Here is a 21720-nt window from a genome sequence, read left to right as displayed (position 1 = left end):
TAATAAATGTAATACAGCTTAAAAACGTTGCTTATTCTTATAATATTACAATTGTTGTTCCAATTTTTAATCCATTTAACAAACAATTAATAAAACCTTGTTTTTCAGTGCCTTTTCTTCTTTTTTAGAAGGTGAGCACTCCTTTCTGTTTTGTTTAATACGCCCTCTGAATACCTTGGTAATTCAGCAGCATTAGCTTCGTCTGTATCAATATGCATTTCTAACTTGTATTTGGGCGATACTCTGACCAATACATTGCCAAATGTTAAGGGACGTAAGCCATTGCTAACCTCCACATCCACAATATCTTTGTCCTGCACAGCAAAAGTTTGAGCATCCTCAGGAGTCATGTGAATATGCCTCCAAGCGCAAATAACACCTTCTTGCATAACATAGGCTCCATTGGGACCAACTAACTTGATGCCAGGCGTATTTTCTACCTTCCCCGATGCTCGAACAGGGGCATCTACCCCCAAGAAAAATTCATCTGTTCTCGATATTTCTAATTGATTTTTGGAGCGGGTAGGCCCCAGCACACGCACTCGTTCAATCTGATTTTTAGGTCCAACAATTGTTACCTGCTCATTGCAAGCAAATTGCCCTGGTTGTGATAGTGGTGCTTTTTCTGTTAATTCATAACCTTGTCCAAATAGTGCATCTACAGCTTCTTGCGTTAAGTGGATATGTCGTCCAGATACAGCAATAGGGATTGTAGGCACAGTGTTTACCTTTGTTTTTTCTTCTATAATTCGAACTGCTTCTTTTGCAATAGCAAATTGCTCATTGGTTCTAATTGCCAAGAGCTTAACTCGGCTATGGTTCATCGAAAATTCTTGAACAGGCTGCTCCGCAGATAATTTAATATCCTGATTTTTGTCTTCATTAATAATAGCCCCTAAAAAATCCAGTCGCTGTGTTGCTCTATGTCGAACAACAGGGCTATTTTCGCCAATTCCTCCTGTAAATACAATTGCATCAACTCCTCCCATAACTGCCGCATAAGCTCCTATGTATTTGCGCAAACGATGGGTAAACACCTGCAAAGCCAAACGACAATCTTCATCCCCAACAGTCGATTTTTCTATAATATCCCGCATATCATTACTGATCCCAGAAAGCCCAAGCAAACCACTTTTTTTATTGAGCAACTGATCTAAATCATTCATCGACAATTCTTCTTCTCTAGCAATGTGCAACAAAATTCCAGGATCCAGATCACCTGAGCGTGTCCCCATAATCAAACCTTCTAATGGAGTCATCCCCATAGAAGTCTCAACAGAACGACCATATTCTACTGCTGCTACACTAGCACCACTTCCCAAATGACAGGTAATAATTCGTACCATATTTAGCTCTGTCTGCAAGTGCGCTGCCGCCAACTCTGCTACATATTCATGACTTGTCCCATGAAATCCATATCGGCGAAGTTCATGCTTTTCTCTCAACTGTTTGGGCAAAGCATAAGCAACCGCTCGTTTGGGCATGGTCTGATGAAAGGAAGTATCAAATACAGCAACATGAGGCAAATTATCAAATATTTGGCGGGCAACAGTAATTCCCAGCAGATTAACAGGATTGTGCAAAGGAGCCAAAACACTGACCTCCTTTATTGCATTTTCTACTGTTTCATCAATCAAAACAGGGGCATCAAATTTATCTCCTCCATGCACGACCCTATGTCCTACACCATTCAACTCATGCGCTCCCAAATAATCCTGAATCAAAGGCAATGAAAAATTCAAAACGGCTTCGTGCCCAGATTCTGGACAATCAATAGCGGTTTCGTTAATGTGAATTAGGGGCTTATCCAATACCCGCTCAATGAGCATCGTTAATAAAAAATTTCCATTCTCATTATTCACAACAGCTGCCTTGATAGACGAACTTCCACAATTGATGACTAAAATATTCATTTGTAAGGGTATTTTAATGTTGAAGTTGTTTGATTTCAATTATTTTATCAGGATAATACACTAAATGATTTGGTTTTGCATTTGATGATTTTTGTCCTATTATCGATAAATCAGTTTCTAATTTAATTATTTTTTTTAGAATAGACGCATACTAGTCTGTATCTTTGTTGGATTATGGTTAAGTTACCAACACTAAAATTTTTGCCCGATTTATTTATAAGCCATTTATGGTTCTATCCAATATACATTCTCAGCTTATAGCGCTCCTAAAAAGCGGCTGTTCCAATAATATTGAATTGGCGATCAACCTCGCCCAAGGCATGGGCATTAATTTATTAGAAATACTTCGCCCTTATCAAGTATTGTTAGCTTCTTCTGATCCGTCACTTGCTCAATACTGCCAACTATTTGCCAACAACAGCCTAAATTGGTCGAATCGAAAACTATCTCAATTGCCCCCTCAATTAAGGGATTTAGAAGCTTTAGAACAATTAAATCTAGCCAATAATCATTTCACCAAAATCGAAGAGCCTTTATTCGACTTACAGCAACTCAAACAACTCAACTTAAATAAAAACCGTCTTCAAGATCTACCTGCTGAAATTCAACAATGGGAGATGATAGAAAGGCTATATTTTGCAGATAATAACCTAGGAAAGCTGCCTACAGAAATCGGTCATTGGAGGGGATTACAGGATTTGGATTTGTCTAGAAACCAGCTAAAAACCCTACCTCGATCTGTAGGGAACTGGAATCAATTGCAACATCTACACCTAGTGCGTAATCAATTGCTTTATCTACCCGATGAAATTGAAGGTTGGACAGCCTTAGAATTATTGGATTTATCGTACAACAAACTCCAAGAACTTCCTCCTAATATTGGTTTACTTCAAAATTTAAGGCGACTAGATCTTACCTATAATCCTATTGATTATTTGCCCGATGAAATTGGCAATTTGTCCTTATTGGAAGAACTTGTGCTCTACAAGGTTCCCATTTCTGAAGCCGAACAAGAACGTTTAGCAGACTTGCTTCCGCATACCAAAATCATTGTTAATTTTGATTACTTTTTTTAAGTAAAGCCCCCAAATTAACAATGCTAATGTTATTTCCATAAAAAATCCAATTGCTCTCAGTGGAACAATTGGATTTTTTTATCCTAAAAATAATATTCAAAAACTATTTTTTCACAAAACGCTTGTGCGCAATTCCTTTTGCTGTTCTAATCTGAAGCCAATAAACACCTTGAGGCACTTCAGAAATCGCAACCGTATTATTGGTAGAAGCGACAGACTTTACTAGTTTGCCATCAATGGTAAGAATATTGATTGCTTCTATAGCATCAATGCCTTCGATGACCAATTGATCGTAAACAGGATTTGGGTAAATTGTTACAGAATTGTTTAAGGCTTGAATTTTATCAATTGCCACCCCTATATTATAATTCAAAACAACCGCTCTACTTGCATTTAAACCATCTTGGAATATGACATACACAACATCATCATTAATGACCATATCCGTATAGTTCTTACTTCCAGATGCAGCAGGTGCGCCACCTAATAGCATCCAACTCGTTCCATCATAAACATAAACAGACACGTGAGAAGTCACATTTTGATCTTGTTGAACCACATAAAGCACCCCATTACTGCTAATTCCTAATTTTTGATAAGTAGATCCTCCTGCTGTAAAACCAGCTGTTCCAACCGTAGACCAAGTATTGGATGAATAATTGAGTACCGTTGTTTTCCCCCCATTCGCATGATCTCTATAAGCTATATTAGCATTCCCATTGGCATCAAACAATAAATCTTGGTAGGTTGCTTCACCTGCTGAAATAACCGTGCTAGTTCCTACACTAACCCAATTCGTGCCATCAAAACGCTTAATATTAGTCCCTGAAGCACTGTAGGTAACATGAGGAACATTATTAGCATCAAACGCAATATTAGCATGATTGGGGTAATTGGTTGAATTAATCGAAACCAATGCTCCCCCAACAGCAACCCAATTGCTGCCATCAAATTTATTGACAACAATCTCCAAATTAGGTATGTTAGCACCTGACAAAAACGCAACATAAGGAACATCATTGGCATCAAACGCTAAACTTGGCTTTTGTCCTTGACTATTGGCAAGATTAGCTGTACCTACAATTCCCCAGGTTGCACCATTGTATTTCATAACCGTAATTCCATTAGAATTGGCATTGTCTTCATAAACTACATACAACTCCCCTGCACTATTGATTTCCAAATCCAACTCCGTTCCACTTCCTGCCGAAAAACCATCCGTTCCAACAGTGACCCAGCTCGTTCCATCGTATTTTTTGACGGTCACTTTATTAGCTTGCGTACCATCGGCATACGCAGTATATAGAGTATCGTTATAAACCTCAATATTTTGAAATGTTGATACCCCAGCAGAAAATCCTGCTACGCCAACCGTATCCCATTGTTGAGCAGTGGCGTTAAAAGTAACGGTACCACTTATAAACAAACCTAAAAAGGCTTTTTTCAGAATTGTTATTTTTTTCGTCATGTGTATTTTTATCTAATTAGTTAATAAACTCCGACTGCAAGACAAAATAATGATGAACCATTAAAATTATTGAATCTACCTAAAGCATAGCGGTCTAATGTCCCATGCTGCCTTCGACTGATTCTATATTGGGGTAAATCTATGATTTTGTCCTGAACTTAGTAATAATCTACTATTTATATTCTTACTCTACTATCGTTAAAAAAAAAAAACAAGTAGCTGAATCGATTTTTTAGTGAATCATTCACCCTTCGAAAGTAACAAAAACTTATAAAAAAAGAAGCTATATCCACTGATTTTATTTGTTAAAACTCAATAGATATAGCTTATACTATAGATGTCACCTTCAAAGGCTACTCTCCGTAAGGAACCCAAATATTTTTAATCTGACTAGCCTTGCGCAAAAAGGTATCCCCTTGTCCATGCGCTACCTCGTGCCAGTTTCGATACTTTCCATGAGATACCCATGTCCGTTTCATATTATCGGTTGACGCCTGCTCGATCATAGCAGATACCTTTTGATTACCAAAATACCAAATGCCGTCCACATCATCATGCTTGGCCAAAACCGCTGCCAATTCAGCTTGATTTCCAGTAACAATATTCACCGTTCCAGCAGGAACATCAGAAGTTTCTAATATTTGATAAAAATCTGTTGCCAATAAAGGCGCTGTTTCAGATGGAACTACCACTACATTATTTCCCATTGTTATAGCAGGAATCACAGCAGAAATGAAGCCTAATAAAGGAGATTCATTGGGGCAAATAACCGCCATTACTCCGATGGCTTCAGGCATTGCCAGAGTCACATTTCTAGAAATAGTATGGTGCACATTTCCATCGTATTTGTCTGCCATTGCAGCGTAGTAATAAATTCGTTGAATCGACAATTCTACCTCTTCTAACGCTGTAGCCATTTTAACATTAATTGATACAGCAATTCTTTCTGCTAGCTCTTGTTTTCGGTAAGCCAAGTTTTCAGCTATAAAATACAGCACTTGAGCCCGAGCGTGCCCTGTTTTTCCTCCCCAACTTGTATTTTTGTGTGCAGCTTCTACGGCATTTCTAATATCTTTTCGATTTCCTTCTGATACATCTCCAACATATTGACCATTAGGATTGTATATTTTAGTGGTATAACCTCCATCTGGGCGTACTTGTTTGCCCCCAATATACATCTTAGCCGTTTTATCAATAGCTGGGATTGCAGAAGTTGAGGTAACAACATCTTTGGTTTGTGGCAAAAGAAAAGGTTCTTTAGCAAAACTGTCATTAATACGAGGTTTCATATATTCATACAATCCCTCTTTGCCCCCTTCTCGGCCAAAGCCCGATTCTCGATACCCCCCAAAACCAGCAGCAGCATCAAAAACATTCGTGCAATTAATCCAAACTACCCCAGCTTTTATTTTTGGCGCAACCTCCAAAGCTAGATTAATATTATCCGTCCAAATACTAGCAGCCAAACCATATCTCGTATTGTTGGCTAATTTGATAGCCTCTGCATGTGTTCGAAAAGTCATTGCGACCAACACAGGGCCAAAAATTTCTACTTGTGCCACAGACGAAGAAGGCTGCACATCTGTAAAGAGCGTTGGTGGATAATAAAAGCCTTCTGTGGGACAGCGCTCTGTAGCTTGATAAACCTCGCCACCTTCGGCAATTCCCTGCTTAACAAGTTTGGTAATTGTTTTGAGTTGAGATTGATCTACCACTGCCCCCATATCAATACACTTATCCAAAGCATCCCCTACTCGCAATTTTTTCATGCGAGCCTTTATTTTTTTATACAAAGCATCTGCTACACTTTCCTGTACCAACAAACGAGAGCCTGCACAGCAAACCTGTCCTTGATTAAACCAAATAGCATCTACAATTCCTTCTACTACAGAATCTAAATCAGCATCCTCAAATACAATGAAAGGTGATTTTCCACCTAGTTCTAAGGATAATTTTTTGCCACTTCCAGCAGTTGCTTTTCGAATAATTTTTCCTACTTCTGTTGATCCTGTAAAAGCAATTTTATCAACATCGGGATGCTTAACAATAGCAGCTCCTGTATCTCCTTCTCCTGTAACAATATTCACAACTCCTGCTGGCAGACCTATTTGATCGCAAATTTCCGCAAACAAAAGAGCAGTCAAGGAAGTAAATTCTGCGGGTTTAAGAACCACAGTATTCCCCATTGCTAAAGCTGGCGCAATTTTCCAAGCTAGCATCAACAACGGAAAGTTCCAAGGAATAATTTGACCAATTACTCCTAGTTCCTTATAATCTTTCAGCTCTGTATCCATCAATTGTGCCCAGCCTGCATGATGGTAAAAATGACGGGCAACCAAGGGAATATCAATATCTCTAGATTCCCGAATGGGTTTACCATTATCCATAGACTCAAGTACTGCAAAAAGGCGGGCATTTTTCTGAATTTGACGTGCCATTGCATAAAGATAACGTGCTCGTCCGTGTGCCCCCAGTTTCACCCATTTGGGCAAGGCTTTTTTGGCTGCCTTTACAGCTTTGTTGACATCTTTTTCTCCAGCATGAGCGATTTCTGCCAAGACCTCTTTGTTCGAGGGATTAACAGAAGGGAAATATTTTTTGGTAGATGGCGTTTCCCATTTTCCATTGCTATAGTAACCAAATTTATTGTTGTGTTTTTTCAACCAATCTAAAGCCGCTTTAGGGCTTTCTGGTGCAGGACCATATTCCATGGTTTCAAATATTTTCTTAATGTTCATTCTAATTCTACTTTTGATTTTTTGGAAAATGCCTAAGCCATTGGATGCCTATACGAAGCCGAATATCGTCCTGTAACAAAGTGTTCTAATTGTCGTTCAATATCCCCCAACAAACTACTCGCTCCAAAACGAAACAGCGTATTGTTCAACCAGTCCTCTCCCAATTCTTCCTTGATCAAAATCAGCCAATTCAAAGCCTGTTTTGCCGTTCTAATTCCCCCAGCGGGCTTGAATCCTACCTTATATCCTGTCCGTTCGTGATAATCCCGAATTGCTCGTATCATGGTCAAACTAACGGGCAAGGTAGCATTTTCTTTTTCTTTGCCTGTACTCGTTTTTATAAAGTCGGCACCTGCCATCATGCACACATGGCTAGCCTTGGCTACATTCGTCAAGGTAGACAATTCGCCTGTTGCCAAAATAGCCTTCATATGAGCTTCACCACAAGCCTGTCGCATCAATCGCATTTCTCGATAAAGCCCTTCCCAATCTCCAGTTAAGACCTGTGCTCTATGAATCACAATATCAATTTCTTTTGCCCCTGCACCTACCGACAATCTAATTTGTTTTAACCGTTCCTCCAAAGGGATTAATCCAGCAGGAAAAGCAGTAGAAACAGCCGCAATAGGGATATTACTCCCCTTTAAAGCCTGCTTTGCATCTTTAATCAAATTATGATAAACACAAACAGCTCCTGTAGTGATCCCCATCTTATCCATCCCCATTGCCTCTAGCAAATCTTGACGAACAGGTTGCATTGCTTTAGCACAAAGTCGCTGTACATTGCCAGCAGTATCATCTCCTGCCAAAGTCGTCAAATCAATACAAGTAACGGCTCTCAACAACCAAGCTGCCTGCCAATCTTTTTTGACAGAGCGTCGTTTCCCTAACGTACTCGCTCTACGCTCAACAGCACTCTTATTTACACGAAGTCCCTTGATGTAATTCATATCGAGCGGAACCCCTTCATTTCTTTGGTGTTCTTGTAGCGAAAGAACATCCTTTTTCTTTTTTGTTTTTTCCATATTTAAATCCTATTAGTAGCCTGCTACGTTAGCGTTATGCCGTATTTCTATCTTATCTTCTTAGCAGTCTATTTGTCCTATATCTACGAATAATTATAGCTTGAACCAATGTTCTTTTTATAAATTGTTCGTTGCATTCACCATTACTCTATTGGCAAACCAAAGGGTCACCCAGTAAATCGTATCCAATTATTCCTTTGAGAATAAATTCGAGCATAACAAGATAAGATTTTATATTTAAATACATAAAGGATTATAAAAAAAGCCATCCTAAACAAATGCTTAGAATGGCCATTATAGCTTACCTTAAATTAGCTTCTATTTTGAGTCTTCTGTTGGTTTTCCTTCCTCAGTTTCTTTTTCGGAACTAGTTTTTGAGCCCTCTTTTTTAATCGTAGAAGGAGTATGTTTTTCGTAAGCATCAATAATTTGTTTTACCAAACGATGACGCACCACATCAGAACTGGTTAATTCTAACATTCCAATCCCTTCAATATTTTTCAGAATTCTCAAACTCTTAATCAAGCCCGATTGCTGACGTCTAGGCAAATCAATCTGCGAGAGATCCCCTGTAATAATACATTTAGCATGAGGTCCCAAACGAGTTAAAAACATTTTTAACTGTGTTTCGGTTGTATTTTGAGCCTCATCCAAAATAATAAAAGAATTATCCAGTGTTCGTCCACGCATAAAGGCCAATGGAGCAACCTCAATAACTCGGTTTTGCATATACAACGCCAATTTATCAGGCGGAATCATATCGTCCAGTGCATCATAAAGCGGGCGCAAGTAAGGATCAATTTTATCCTTTAAATCCCCTGGTAAATACCCCAAATTTTCGCCAGCTTCTACAGCAGGACGAGTTAAAATGATTCGGCTTACCATTCCTAGTTTTAGCGCTCTAACAGCCATCGCTACAGCAGTGTAAGTTTTGCCCGTTCCCGCAGGACCAATCGCAAACAAAATGTCATTATCGTTTGATAAGTCCACCATTTTCTTTTGGTTCTGTGTACGAGGCAAAATTGGCTTGCCATTGCGACCATGCACAATTACATTTTTGCTATCCTTTTTTATTTTTGTTACAAAAGGATTCTCCCCACTAAGAATATCTTTGATATTTGCCTTGCTTAGTTCTCCATACTGCCTAAGCAATTTTGTCATCATTTCTAGTTTACGCTTTACTTCCTGTACCCGTTTTTTATCACCATTCAACTTAATCATTCCTCCTCTAGAAGTGATTGTAACATCAGGATAAGCCTTGCGTACAGCATTTAAATGTTGGTCATTCTGACCATAAAAGGCAACCAAATCCAAATCTTCGATAAGTAATACTACTTCGCTTAAACTCATTCGTTTTTTTTAGTGTGATCTATTAAGTCTATTTGATATAGGTGGTATTTAAAGACTCAATTTACATTTAGTACGCTAATTTTACAATTTTTAAGCCAATAAGGTTCCCTATTCCTACTATTTGCTTGCCTCTCCAATCATTTCCACCCTCCACATTCAACTTATAGAACAATGGTTATCAAAGCTAAGCGACCAAAAACCAAAATACAAAGCTTTCAATAAATTTTTATTCTTTTTCATTCTTTGCCCCCCCCTGTGGAAGTTTTAACTAACGTCTTTAATTATGCCGTTTGGGGGTTAGGAGTACACCATTTACTACGTGAGTCTACAGGTTGTCAAAGAATGTTCTTTTTTTAATCCATGATACAACGACAAGATTGATAAACTGACCGATTCTCTTGCGATCGTTTTATCTTTTTTTGTTCACCTTTTAAAGATCTTCCCCAAGCGTTTTTGTCATCAACAGCAGAAGCAGTCCAAAAATAAGCCTGTCCCCCCATGTCCAAATATTCCTCTTTATGATACCCAGCAGGTACTGCTCTAAATCCTGCGCTATTGGAACTATTTTCTTTTTGGTTCCATTCAGTTGTAGACTTCAAGAATTGCCCTTCTTTTTCACCTCTCCATCCTATTTTTTCAGTTTCTTCTTTTGTCATCCCCAGCGCTTCTTCTAAGGTTCTCCATTCCTCATCTGTAGGCAAATGCCAACCATTAGGGCAAACCTTTAACGCTTGGTCATAAGAATAAAGCCTTCCATATTCTGTTCCTGGATTAGAAGGATTTAGAAGTGCCCCCTCTAATTCGTAACGTAAATTTTGAGCCATCCAGAGTTGTGTACAAATAGATACCGTAGCATATCGGCTACCATCTCTAGGGTCTACCAATGTTCCGTAGGTAATCGGACAATTCACTTCTTTTGTTTCCTTATCGCAACCAAGCACCAATAATCCTAGGCAATAACAAAACAACAACTTAATTACAATATTAGTCATAACTGTCTATTTAATAGTTTTCAGTAACACTCTTCCTTTTACATTGTTACCAATATTGGGGGTATAGTTTTTAGGAAACAACGATAAAAAGGTGTCGTTTTTAGCACATTCTATTAAGAATTCACTGAATTTTAAAATAAATTTTTGTTGTAAATTTTACAATTACAAAAACTCAAATTTATCAGATTTTTATGGATTGGTTGTCCAATTACACAAACTATATAAATGATATTGTACAGTTTTAAATTGTATTTTTTTTATCAAATTAGAAAAAAAGCTCATAACATATTTTTGCATTTTTATCAGGTTTTTATATCGACTTCATTCCAAACAAAAACCATTGTTCAATTACAAAAAAAGGCTTAGCAGTTAATTTCTATTATTCAACTATACATTTCCTTCTAAGTTATAGAAGAGATAGTTTTTTTTACTAACTTTGCTTCAAACTTTAGGGGTGTACCCATTATGGTACTGAGAAAGACCCTTATTACCTGATACAGTTCGTACTGTCGTAGGGAAAAGTTGCACTACTTATCATTAGCATAATCCTGCATTGGTCTTTCCTATCTCCTTTTCATTCTGAAGTTATTCTATTTAATTGTTTTCTTTTATGCCAACAACCATAAACATTTGGGTCAACCAAAAAGAGCAACAATACATTGCTCCATTAACACTATTGGGTTTGCTTCAGCAAATTAATAAAGCTGAAAAAACAGGTATTGCCATAGCAGTTAACAACAGTGTAATTCCTAAAATCAAATGGCAAGACTTAGATCTTAAGGATCAAGACAAAGTAACCATTATAACAGCTACTCAAGGGGGCTAAAATTCACATCCCAACATGGGGCTAAAAATTTGAGATTATGAAAAAAGATAAAATTCCAAGTCAAGGTGTTATCACAAAAGACGCTTTTCCTGCTTCACAAAAGATCTATGTGAAGGGTAAAATCCATGACATTGAAGTAGCTATGCGTGAGATTACCTTAGAAGATACGGTTCACAAAGGGACGGGTAAGGTAGAAAAAAATGCCCCTGTAACGGTGTATGATACAAGTGGTCCTTATACAGATCCCAATATCAATATTGATATAACAAAAGGTATTAAACGCTTGCGTCAACAATGGATTTTGGATCGAAACGATGTTGAAGCCTTAGATAGTATTAGCTCTGAATATGGGCAAGAACGCTTAAACGATGAAGCCTTAGATCACTTGCGTTTTCCTAGCCTACAACACCAACCACTTCGTGCCAAAAAAGGCTGTAATGTATCTCAAATGCATTATGCAAAGAAAGGGATCATTACTCCAGAAATGGAATATATCGCCATTCGTGAGAATCAACGAAGAGATGAATTGATGCAACAAGGGGTTGATTTTAAACAACATCCTGGTCAAAGTTTTGGAGCCAATATTCCTACTGGCTTTATCACTGCCGAATTTGTCCGAGATGAAATAGCCGCAGGACGAGCAGTAATGCCCAACAATATCAATCACCCTGAATCAGAGCCAATGATTATTGGGCGTAATTTCTTGGTTAAAATCAATGCTAATATAGGCAACTCTGCTGTTACTTCTAGTATCGCAGAAGAAGTAGAAAAAGCCGTTTGGGCTTGTCGCTGGGGAGCCGATACCATTATGGATTTATCTACAGGTCAAAATATTCATGAAACACGAGAATGGATTATTCGCAACTCTCCTGTTCCGATTGGTACCGTTCCGATTTATCAAGCCTTAGAAAAAGTAAACGGAATTGCAGAAGATTTAACGTGGGAGATTTTCCGTGATACCTTAATTGAGCAAGCAGAACAGGGAGTTTCTTATTTTACGATTCATGCAGGAGTGTTATTGCGTTATGTCCCTTTAACAGCAGATCGAATTACAGGAATTGTTTCAAGAGGCGGGTCTATTATGGCTAAGTGGTGTTTGGCGCATCACAAAGAAAACTTCTTGTATACCCATTTTGAAGAGATTTGCGAAATCATGAAAGCTTATGATGTTGCTTTCTCTTTAGGAGATGGCTTGCGCCCTGGTTGTTTGGCTGATGCCAATGATGCTGCACAATTTGGAGAATTAGAGACCTTGGGTGAATTAACAAAAATTGCTTGGAAACATGATGTTCAAGTCATGATTGAAGGACCTGGTCACGTTCCCATGCAACTCATCAAAGAAAACATGGATAAGCAATTAAGAGATTGCTTTGAAGCTCCGTTTTATACACTAGGGCCTTTGACCACTGATATTGCCCCTGGTTATGATCACATTACCTCTGCTATTGGTGCCGCTCAAATAGGTTGGTATGGTACCGCTATGCTTTGTTATGTAACTCCTAAAGAGCATTTAGGCTTACCCAACAAAAAAGATGTTAAAGATGGTGTTATTACCTATAAAATAGCGGCTCATGCGGCTGATTTGGCAAAAGGGCACCCAGGAGCTCAACATCGTGACAATGCCTTGAGCAAAGCTCGTTTTGAATTCCGTTGGAACGATCAATTCAATTTGTCTTTAGATCCTGATACGGCTCGTGAGTTTCACGATGAAACCTTGCCAGCAGATGGAGCAAAAATTGCTCATTTCTGCTCTATGTGTGGGCCTAAATTCTGTTCTATGAAAATCACACAAGAAGTAAGGGATTATGCTGCTAGTCTAAAAACCAATGAAGAAGATGCCCTTAAAAAAGGTATGGCTGAAAAATCTAAAGAATTTACAACCAAAGGTTCAGAAATTTATACTTAGAATTGCCTTGAATAAAAAGTAATGAGTTGGGAAAAACAATCGTTTTTTCCAACTCTCAATCTTCAATACAACGGCAAGACAATCCCTCGCCCTTATGCTTTGTATCTCTATAAATTCCATCAAAGCTCTTGGTAAGTCCTCGATACCAAGCACTAGAACTAGAAGAATCACTGGCTGTCCAAAAACAGGCTTGATTGCCTAATTTCTCAAAAGTACCTTTTATAGGATCGTATATACCAGCAGGATAAGCATTAAACTTTAGGCTATTGGTTCCATTTTGTAAGATCCAACCCGTTTGGGATTTCATGGCTGATCCTAACAGCCCTCCTCTATATCCGAATGAATTTAGCTCCCCTGCTCCCATCCCGATCCCATACTCCATTTCTTTCCATTCGCTTTCTGTCGGGAGGTGCCAGCCTGTAGGGCAGGCAATAGAGGCTTGTTCAAAAGTATATAGTCTACCATATTCTGTAATTGGATTGTCAGCATTGAATTTAGAGTGGTTAAGGTTATAATTTAGATTTTCTGCCATCCATCTCTGATCTTTATAGACCACCGTTGAATAACGCTGCCCATCTCGATCATCAACTAGATCTGTTGGGTCAAATTCAACAGGACGCTTACATGCTATTAGTCCTCCCAAAAGTATCATCACGATCACGCTTATTGTTTGTTTTCTTTTCATTCTGTCAAATGATTTTATATGTCCTAATTATTATTTTATGGAAGTAAAAAGATTCATACAATAGATAAGTATCCAATGCTGTGATACAAGTTATGCTACGCTATAAAATTGTTACTTCGTAAAAAATAAGTTGGGGAAGGTCTATCCTAAAATAAAGCAAAAATTGTGCTAATCTCTTAGCTTCATCAACAACCATTAAGTTAGTCCTTGAGGCTTTCAATTTATGTTATAACAATTTTATCCCTCCATTAAGTTCTATTCATACTCCACAATTCTAATCCAACGACAAAGAAACTGCAATCGCCTATTGCCTACTCTAGTGTTCAATAATTACTTTTTAGCCTTTTGTTTAGTTTCTTTTTTATACAAAAACATGCAAATAAAGCCGTTTTAGCCCCTTTTAGGGCTCCATGTAACAAGGAGTCAAACATTGGTATCAGCAATGAAAACAACTATTTTAATATATGTATTGATTTGCATCAAAATAAAACACTTATTAAATCCATTGCATATAAAAACTATTAAGTAGCCCAAAAACAGCTTTTAGATTTACGACATAAACCTTCAAATTTTACACCATTCATAGCATTTTTAATCCAGCAATTCTGAAATGAAAGCCCAAAAAATTACAAAAATCACGATTTCCATCCTGTTACTAATCTGCTGTAGTTGCACTGAAACAAACCTAAATACTACCTTGGAATCCTACAATAAGATGGTACTGATTCCTGAAGGAATACTTCATATGGGAGGTGATAACGACCAAGCTGATCCCAATGAATTTCCAAAGCATAATGTCAGCATTCGCTCTTTTTGGATGGATGCCAATGAAGTAACCAATGCACAATTTGCAGCTTTTGTTGACGCTACAGGATATATAACTGTTGCCGAGCGCCCTATTGATTGGGAAGAGATGAAAAAAGAACTTCCTCCCAATACCCCTAAACCGCCCGATAGCCTCTTATTACCAGGAGCATTGGTCTTTCAAGCAACCAAACACCCCGTTCGCCTAAACAATCCCTCTTTGTGGTGGCGATGGACAAGCGGAGCTACTTGGCGGCATCCAGAAGGTCCCAATAGTAACATTGAGCAAAAAATGGATCACCCTGTTGTACAGGTAGCTTGGGAAGATGCTAATGCTTACGCCAAATGGGCAGGCAAGCGTTTGGCCACAGAAGCAGAATGGGAATGGGCTGCAAGAGGTGGTCAAAAAGATGCGATTTATCCTTGGGGAAATGATCCCGTAAACCAAGGAGCACCCAAAGCTAATTTTTGGCAGGGGATTTTTCCTTATCAAAATCAACTCAAGGATGGTTTCTATAGCACTGCCCCCGTTAAATCCTTTGCGCCCAATGGCTATGGCTTATATGATATGGCTGGGAATGTATGGGAATGGTGCGAAGACTGGCTAGATGTAGCTTATTACCAAAAAGCAGCTGCTCAAAAAGCCAATACTTCAGGCCCTACTACAGCCTATAATCCTGCCATGCCTTTACTAAAAGAAAAAGTCATGCGGGGCGGCTCCTTCCTTTGCAGCGATAGTTATTGCTCTGGTTATCGCAATGCTCGCAGAATGGGCTCAGGTACAGATACAGGACTCAATCACGCAGGTTTTCGCTGTGTAAAAGATATTAACTAAGACAAAAAGTATAAACACAATTATTAACTATTAAATTATCATCACGTTATGAGAAAAATTATCTCTCCAATTAAATGGCTTGTTTATAGCTTAGGCATTGGACTTCTTTTATTCAAACTGCAAAGTTGTGGATCGCTCCCATCTGGTTCACAGAAAGACTCCTTGCCTGACTCATTCAATGAAAATGTCCCATTAAGCATGAAAAAGTGGTATGATGGTAACACAACCAATGGTGAAATTGAGATAAATGTGCATAATTCCCATTCTGATTGGGGACAATTTACTCCAAAAACAGCACCCAAAGGAGCGCCCAATATCTTATTCATTTTATACGATGATACGGGCTTAGGGGCTTGGTCACCTTATGGGGGAAGTATAAAAATGCCTACCATGGATAGCCTTGCTGCTCATGGGCTTACGTATACTCAATGGCACACTACAGCCTTGTGTTCTCCTACTCGTTCTACCATTCTAACAGGACGCAATCACCATCTAAACGGTATGGCTTCTATTACAGAAACTGCCGATGGTTATCCTGGCTCTAATGGTAGATTGCCTGACAACTGTGTAACCTTCCCAACCATCTTACAAGAAAGTGGCTATAGCACTTTTTGGATTGGCAAAAATCACAATGTTCCAGAAACAGATGTTGCCCCAGGTGGCTATCGTGGTTCTTGGCCTTGTCAAATGGGTTTTGATCGTTTTTATGGATTCTTAGGTGGTGAAACCAACAACTGGTATCCTGATTTGGTAGAGGACAATCATTTTATTGAAGCACCTTATAGCCCCGAAGAAGGGTATCACTTGTCAAAAGACTTAGCAGATCAAGCGCTTAAAATGTTGCGCAACCAAAATGCTTCTAATCCTAGCAAACCTTGGTATATGTGGTTCTGCCCAGGCGCTAATCATGCTCCTCATCATGCACCAGATAGCATGATTCAAAAATATAAAGATGAGCAAACCTTTATTGCAGGTTATGATGTTTATCGAAAAGAGATTCTTGATAGAATGGAAGAGAAGGGCATCTTGCCAGAGAATACGGCACTAACTGATCGTAATTTTTTAGATCAAGACGTAGCGAATCCTTCTGATTCTATTAGAATTCCTTGGGATGACCTTAGTACTGATGAGCAAGCTCTTTTTATCAGAATGGCAGAGACCTTTGCTGCTTTTTCTACCTATACCGATTATCAAGTTGGAAGAATTATTGACTATCTAAAAGAATCGGGGCAATATGAAAACACCATTATTATTTATGCCGCCGATAATGGTACTTCAGGAGAAGGAACACCAGATGGTTCTGTTAATGAAAATAAATTCTTTAATGGTTATCCAGATGATATTGATGAAAATATGAAGTATATCGATACCCTTGGTTCTACTGAAACCTACAGTCATTTTCCAACAGGGTGGGCATCTGCATTCTCTACTCCTTTTAAAATGTTTAAGCGTTATTCTCAATTTGCAGGAGGAACCAATGATCCTATTGTTATTACTTGGCCTAAATATATGAAAGAGCAAGGAGTACAGGGCGAAATTCGTCACCAATATCACCATTCTGTGGATATTGTTCCTACTTTAATTGATGCTATTAATAAAGGTGTTTCTATGACAAATCCTGATCAGAAACGTAGATTTATAAAAATGCCACATAAGTACCATGGAGAAATACAAAAACCACTCTCTGGTGTTTCTATGCTTTATACCTTTGAATCAGCTTGTGATTCTATGACACCAACCCAAAAAGAGGTACAATATTATTGTATGTTGGGAACTAGAGGTATTTGGAAAGACGGCTGGAAGGCTGTAGCCTTACATGCTCCTACTAGTGGAAAGACTAATGACACGATAGGTTTTGAGATCGATGAATGGGAACTCTATCATGTTGATAAAGATCGCTCAGAGTCGAATAATTTAGCCACTAGATATCCAGCCAAATTAGATTCTTTAAAAGATGAGTGGTTCAAACAAGCTGCGATCAATAATGTACTTCCTTTAGACGATAGAGCGGCCGAAGATATGTTCTTAGTAGAACGTCCTAGCCCAGAACGTCCTCGCAAAAAGTATCGTTATTATCCTAAAACGACAGCCGTACCAGAAGGCGTTGCAGTAAATGTTCGTGGACGTTCTTATACCATCAAAGCTACCGTTCAAAATGTAACGGATACAACTCAAGGGGTTTTATTTGCTCATGGTTCTCGTTTTGGAGGTCATACCTTATATATAAAAAATGATTCCATCAAATATTTGTATAATTTCTTAGGAATTAGCGACAAACAATATCTCTTAGAAGCTCCAATAAATGCAACCACTAGTGGTCAAGATTTCGTCTTCAAAGCAAAATTTGACATCGACTCAACAGATACTAGAGGTACAGCTTATGGGAAATTAACCCTTTATATAAATGATAATCCTGTTAAGACATTATCAATCCAAACTCAACCCGCTAAATTTACTCTTTCAGGTGATGGGCTTTGTGTCGGCTATGATAGTGCCGATCCAATCACTACAGATTATCCAAACCTAGCAGAGAAAGGCAAATTTGAGGGAGGAAGAATCAAATATGTAGAAGTTATCGTACCAGGAAATCCTATTATTAATCGAAAAGCTGAAGCTAGACGAATGATGATGAAAGAATAAGCATACTGTAATTGTACGAGTTATTAAAAAAATGAGTCGTCTCTGAAAAGAGGCGACTCATTTTTATATAACAAAGAAATTGTTGTTGTTATAACATTTCCATCTGTGCTTTTCTATTGATTTTGCGAACCATTCCCAACAAAATGCGTCCTTTCCCCCCTACTTCTACAAAATGTTCCATTCCATCCGCCATCATATTTTGGATGGTTTGGCTCCAACGAACAGAACCTGTCAATTGATTGATTAAGTTGGTACGAATGGCATCTACATCTGTCGTAGGTGCTGCGGTAACATTTTGATAGATCGGGCAAAATGGCGTATTAAAAGTGGTCGCTTCAATTGCTTCCTGCAAACTTTGTTTGGCAGAATCCATCAATGGAGAATGAAAAGCTCCTCCTACTGTCAAAGGAATTACTCTTGCTCCTTTTTCTTCCAATGCTTTAGAAGCCTGTTCGATTCCTGCTATAGAACCCGAAATTACCAATTGACTTGGTGTATTATAATTGGCAGGAACAACAACTGCATCAACAGCAGCACAAACCTGCTCAACCAACTCCATATCTGGGGTCATAATCGCAGCCATGGTCCCTTCTGTTTCATCGCAAGATTTTTGCATCGCCATAGCACGTTTATAGACTAGTTGTAACGCATCTTCAAACGTTAGTGCCCCACTTGCTACCAATGCCGAAAACTCACCTAATGAATGTCCTGCAACAGCCGTTGGTTGTTCATTTTCACTCATTTTTACCTTAGCGGTAATTACAGAATGTAAAAAGATAGCAGGTTGAGTAATTTTGGTTTGACGCAGCTCCTCTGCCGTCCCTTCAAACATTACCTTAGCAATATCAAAACCTAAGATTTCATTAGCTTGCTCAAACAATTCACGAGCAACAGCATGACCATCATATAGATCTTTTCCCATCCCTTCAAATTGAGCTCCTTGCCCAGGAAACAAAAACGCTTTCATCCTTTTTAATTTTTAGAAATTATCAGTTCTTGACAAACTTATTTTGATAAAAATTGAACTGCGCAAAGGTATAGAATTCAATGATTAATTCAATCATAGTTGATCTATTTTTTGCAAAGCGCCTTAAAAGTGCCTTTTTTCAGCATTAATAATCAGCGCTATACGTTCATAAAAATTCCATACTTAAACTAACATACCAGCAATTGTTGCCGTTAAGAAACAAGCAATTGTTCCACCTATAAGAGCCTTAACCCCAAATTCTGCCAACGTAGTACGACGCTCAGGAGCAATAGAATTCCCCCTAACTGGATTCCAATAGAAGCGAAATTGGCAAAACCACAGAGCGCATAAGTTGCTATGATTTTTGATTTGTGGGCAATATGATCACTAACCGCAGGAATATCTGCATAAGCAACAAACTCATTGAGAATGGTCTTCTTACCCAATAACTGTCCTATAATTAAAATATCATCTGATGGCGTTCCCAAAATCCATGCAATGGGAGACATAATTACTCCAAGTACATATTCTAAATTAAAAGCAGGAAATCGCCCTGTCGTCAATTGATTGACGTGCATATTTAATGATATTCGATTCATTTCATTGCTGGCATAAGCCAAGGTATCTAAAGGAGCCTTAGATTGACGGTCGTAAAGTACCCAGCCGTCTACTGCAGCAAAACTATCTACCCCATTGGCTCCAGCTATTGCCTCTTGACCAATAACCGCCCAACGAATGTCCATTTCACTTCTTAGTAAGGTATCATAAACAACGTCAAATTGAGGCGTGCTGATGGGTTGTTCTACAATATTAAATACAATACTATCTGTCCCATTGGTCCCCACAACAACCGACTCTTGCACTACTTTTACCATCTCCTCCAAAGCTGGCATTGGAACTTGTATTGCTCGCACCAATGTATCCTGATTCGGTAAGAACGTGTCCCCCATCAAAGCCATAGAACCATCTTGAACAGACCAACCAATCCAGTCTCCAAATGTACTAGAACAGATTGCATTTAGCATAGCCACCAAGGCAATAAATACCACTAACATGGCTCCTACATTAACCGCCAATTTTAAGCCATCGGATGTACCATTAGAAATTGCTTCTAATAAATTATTGCCAATCTTATCTTTAGGAATTTCTAAGTTCGTGTCTACCTCCTCTGTTTCAGGATATAAAATTTTGGCCGCCAAAATAGCAGCAGGTGCAGACATAATAGAAGCGGTTAACAAATGCCTTGCAAACTCTTCTTTGGAAGCGATGTCATCTCCTCCCAAAAAACCAATATAAGCCGCCAAGACACCACCAGCAATTGTAGCCATTCCTCCAACCATCAGACAAAGTAATTCCGACTTTGTCATCTTGTCCAAATAAGGTTTGACAATCAAGGGTGCCTCTGTTTGCCCAATAAACACATTTGCTGCTGCTGCCAAGCTTTCTGCTCCAGAAAGACGCATTACTTTTGTCATTACAAAAGCCAAAGCATAAATGATTCGCTGCAAAATACCAAGATAATAGAGAATAGAAGATAATGCAGAGAAAAACAAAATGGTTGGTAAAATTTGAAAAGCAAAGATAAAACCAACATTCGAGGGGTCCATTAGACCTCCAAAAACAAAGGTAGAACCTTGCTTTGTAAACTCCAGAACACTGACAAATCCACTACCAATCCAATCAAAAATATTGCGAACAAACTCCACTTTTAATACCGCCAAACCAAATAGGATTTGCATTCCTAGAGCGATTATTACTAGTTTCCAATCAATTGCTCTCCTATTGGAGCTAAATAAGTACAGCATAGCTATCATTACTGTAATTCCCAATATTCCTCTAAAAATGTCTTCCATAAGTGTCTTTATTCTATTATAAGTTCTAACAAGCTAACCCAACTATTGTATCAAAAATGCAAAAGTCTTTTTACGATTTTATAGTAATCATTACTCCGTTGAAAAATCGTATTCGATTGATTATTAAAACAATGTAATTCTACCACTCAAAACATTAGTTACTTAATAATCAATCGAATACAAGATGTTTTTTTGCTTTTTTTTGTAAAAAAGTAAAAAATTAACGGAGTATTAAGTAATCAAAACAGTAAAAATAAAAAATGCTTTAAGAAAAACTTAGCCCTAAGGGTTTTTATTTCCATTCTAGAAATTTATACGCTCTCCGTTCCTGCTTCGAGATAATGGCATTGCTAGATTCGCTTACTCTCTCTAGTGAGTCAATAAGCTCAGTTAGGTTACTATTGTTTATCGATCAAAGTATGTTTTTTTGGAAAAAACATAGCATTTTAATTCCATGCTTTTTTATTCCTGCATTTCCTAAGTTCCTCTTTTAAACAAAGGTGCTATTTAAAGGAATTATTATTCATTTACAAATAAATTGTTTTTTTATGTTAACTTTAGGGCACTTTCTTTTAACAAAAGAAGGCTAGAAAAAATCTTATAAGAAGTGGCATCTAAGGGCAATTTCACTTATCTTTAAGA

The 21720-nt window shown here is 38.2% G+C and carries 13 protein-coding genes, 2 pseudogenes and 1 riboswitch; of the genes and pseudogenes, 5 read left to right on the top strand and 10 right to left on the bottom strand.

Going from position 1 to position 21720, the window contains the following annotated elements:
- Positions 1 to 104 precede the first annotated feature (104 nt).
- Positions 105 to 1913 (bottom strand): acetate/propionate family kinase, encoded by a 1809-nt coding sequence (locus tag AsAng_RS03575; protein ID WP_264791413.1) that lies wholly within the window; start codon positions 1911 to 1913, stop codon positions 105 to 107.
- 227 nt (positions 1914 to 2140) lie between these two features.
- On the opposite strand from AsAng_RS03575, the gene AsAng_RS03570 reads away from it, so the two are divergent.
- Positions 2141 to 2989 (top strand): leucine-rich repeat domain-containing protein, encoded by an 849-nt coding sequence (locus AsAng_RS03570; protein ID WP_264791412.1) that lies wholly within the window; start codon positions 2141 to 2143, stop codon positions 2987 to 2989.
- A gap of 103 nt (positions 2990 to 3092) precedes the next feature.
- Here AsAng_RS03570 and AsAng_RS03565 read toward each other — a convergent pair whose 3' ends face one another.
- The 5 genes from AsAng_RS03565 to AsAng_RS03545 form a co-directional block, all read right to left on the bottom strand.
- On the bottom strand, positions 3093 to 4457 hold the full coding sequence (locus AsAng_RS03565) for a T9SS type A sorting domain-containing protein (RefSeq protein ID WP_264791411.1): 1365 nt from the start codon (positions 4455 to 4457) through the stop codon (positions 3093 to 3095).
- 353 nt (positions 4458 to 4810) lie between these two features.
- The gene (locus AsAng_RS03560; protein WP_264791410.1) at positions 4811 to 7195 is read right to left on the bottom strand and encodes an aldehyde dehydrogenase family protein; all 2385 of its coding nucleotides are present in this window, start codon (positions 7193 to 7195) and stop codon (positions 4811 to 4813) included.
- A gap of 32 nt (positions 7196 to 7227) precedes the next feature.
- Positions 7228 to 8220, bottom strand: a complete 993-nt coding sequence (gene deoC / locus AsAng_RS03555; RefSeq protein ID WP_264791409.1) for a deoxyribose-phosphate aldolase — start codon at positions 8218 to 8220, stop codon at positions 7228 to 7230.
- A 318-nt stretch (positions 8221 to 8538) separates the two neighbouring features.
- Complete coding sequence (locus tag AsAng_RS03550; protein ID WP_264791408.1) at positions 8539 to 9570, bottom strand: PhoH family protein; 1032 nt, start codon at positions 9568 to 9570, stop codon at positions 8539 to 8541.
- Positions 9571 to 9923: 353 nt separating this feature from the next.
- The gene (locus tag AsAng_RS03545) at positions 9924 to 10562 is read right to left on the bottom strand and encodes an FISUMP domain-containing protein (protein ID WP_264791407.1); all 639 of its coding nucleotides are present in this window, start codon (positions 10560 to 10562) and stop codon (positions 9924 to 9926) included.
- Between the two features lie 440 nt (positions 10563 to 11002).
- A riboswitch (TPP riboswitch) is annotated at positions 11003 to 11097 on the top strand.
- A gap of 75 nt (positions 11098 to 11172) precedes the next feature.
- Between AsAng_RS03545 and thiS the strand changes: the two genes are divergently transcribed.
- On the top strand, positions 11173 to 11388 hold the full coding sequence (gene thiS, locus AsAng_RS03540) for a sulfur carrier protein ThiS (RefSeq protein WP_264791406.1): 216 nt from the start codon (positions 11173 to 11175) through the stop codon (positions 11386 to 11388).
- Between the two features lie 37 nt (positions 11389 to 11425).
- Positions 11426 to 13294, top strand: coding sequence for a phosphomethylpyrimidine synthase ThiC (thiC, locus tag AsAng_RS03535; RefSeq protein ID WP_264791405.1), 1869 nt, complete (start codon positions 11426 to 11428; stop codon positions 13292 to 13294).
- A 55-nt stretch (positions 13295 to 13349) separates the two neighbouring features.
- On the opposite strand, the gene AsAng_RS03530 is transcribed toward thiC, so the two are convergent.
- A complete protein-coding gene (locus AsAng_RS03530) occupies positions 13350 to 13979 on the bottom strand; it encodes an FISUMP domain-containing protein (RefSeq protein ID WP_264791404.1) in 630 nt (209 codons plus the stop codon).
- Positions 13980 to 14676: 697 nt separating this feature from the next.
- Between AsAng_RS03530 and AsAng_RS03525 the strand changes: the two genes are divergently transcribed.
- Both AsAng_RS03525 and AsAng_RS03520 read left to right on the top strand, forming a co-directional pair.
- Complete coding sequence (locus tag AsAng_RS03525; RefSeq protein WP_264791403.1) at positions 14677 to 15618, top strand: formylglycine-generating enzyme family protein; 942 nt, start codon at positions 14677 to 14679, stop codon at positions 15616 to 15618.
- A gap of 198 nt (positions 15619 to 15816) precedes the next feature.
- Entirely contained in the window at positions 15817 to 18258 is a 2442-nt protein-coding gene (locus AsAng_RS03520) for an arylsulfatase (RefSeq protein WP_407655323.1), read from the top strand.
- Positions 18259 to 18346: 88 nt separating this feature from the next.
- Here the strand turns inward: AsAng_RS03520 and fabD are convergent, their stop codons facing one another.
- The 3 genes and pseudogenes from fabD to AsAng_RS30000 form a co-directional block, all read right to left on the bottom strand.
- Positions 18347 to 19225: an ACP S-malonyltransferase gene (gene fabD, locus AsAng_RS03515; RefSeq protein WP_264791401.1), complete on the bottom strand. Its 879-nt coding sequence runs from the start codon at positions 19223 to 19225 to the stop codon at positions 18347 to 18349.
- Between the two features lie 183 nt (positions 19226 to 19408).
- Positions 19409 to 19725: pseudogene (locus AsAng_RS30005) on the bottom strand (nucleoside transporter C-terminal domain-containing protein); the annotation flags it as partial.
- A 492-nt stretch (positions 19726 to 20217) separates the two neighbouring features.
- Positions 20218 to 21078: pseudogene (locus AsAng_RS30000) on the bottom strand (NupC/NupG family nucleoside CNT transporter); the annotation flags it as partial.
- Positions 21079 to 21720: the final 642 nt, after the last annotated feature.

This window comes from Aureispira anguillae (assembly GCF_026000115.1).
In the GTDB taxonomy this organism is placed as follows: Bacteria; Bacteroidota; Bacteroidia; order Chitinophagales; family Saprospiraceae; genus Aureispira; species Aureispira anguillae.
This window is presented reverse-complemented; position numbering and strand designations above follow the sequence as displayed.

Excerpts from the sequence above, each read along its gene's own strand:
- AsAng_RS03575 (WP_264791413.1), bottom strand. The coding sequence starts at position 1,913 with ATGAATATTTTAGTCATCAATTGTGGAAGTTCGTCTATCAAGGCAGCT.
- AsAng_RS03570 (WP_264791412.1), top strand. The coding sequence starts at position 2,141 with ATGGTTCTATCCAATATACATTCTCAGCTTATAGCGCTCCTAAAAAGC.
- AsAng_RS03565 (WP_264791411.1), bottom strand. The coding sequence starts at position 4,457 with ATGACGAAAAAAATAACAATTCTGAAAAAAGCCTTTTTAGGTTTGTTT.
- AsAng_RS03560 (WP_264791410.1), bottom strand. The coding sequence starts at position 7,195 with ATGAACATTAAGAAAATATTTGAAACCATGGAATATGGTCCTGCACCA.
- deoC (WP_264791409.1), bottom strand. The coding sequence starts at position 8,220 with ATGGAAAAAACAAAAAAGAAAAAGGATGTTCTTTCGCTACAAGAACAC.
- AsAng_RS03550 (WP_264791408.1), bottom strand. The coding sequence starts at position 9,570 with ATGAGTTTAAGCGAAGTAGTATTACTTATCGAAGATTTGGATTTGGTT.
- AsAng_RS03545 (WP_264791407.1), bottom strand. The coding sequence starts at position 10,562 with ATGACTAATATTGTAATTAAGTTGTTGTTTTGTTATTGCCTAGGATTA.
- thiS (WP_264791406.1), top strand. The coding sequence starts at position 11,173 with ATGCCAACAACCATAAACATTTGGGTCAACCAAAAAGAGCAACAATAC.
- thiC (WP_264791405.1), top strand. The coding sequence starts at position 11,426 with ATGAAAAAAGATAAAATTCCAAGTCAAGGTGTTATCACAAAAGACGCT.
- AsAng_RS03530 (WP_264791404.1), bottom strand. The coding sequence starts at position 13,979 with ATGAAAAGAAAACAAACAATAAGCGTGATCGTGATGATACTTTTGGGA.
- AsAng_RS03520 (WP_407655323.1), top strand. The coding sequence starts at position 15,817 with ATGAAAAAGTGGTATGATGGTAACACAACCAATGGTGAAATTGAGATA.
- fabD (WP_264791401.1), bottom strand. The coding sequence starts at position 19,225 with ATGAAAGCGTTTTTGTTTCCTGGGCAAGGAGCTCAATTTGAAGGGATG.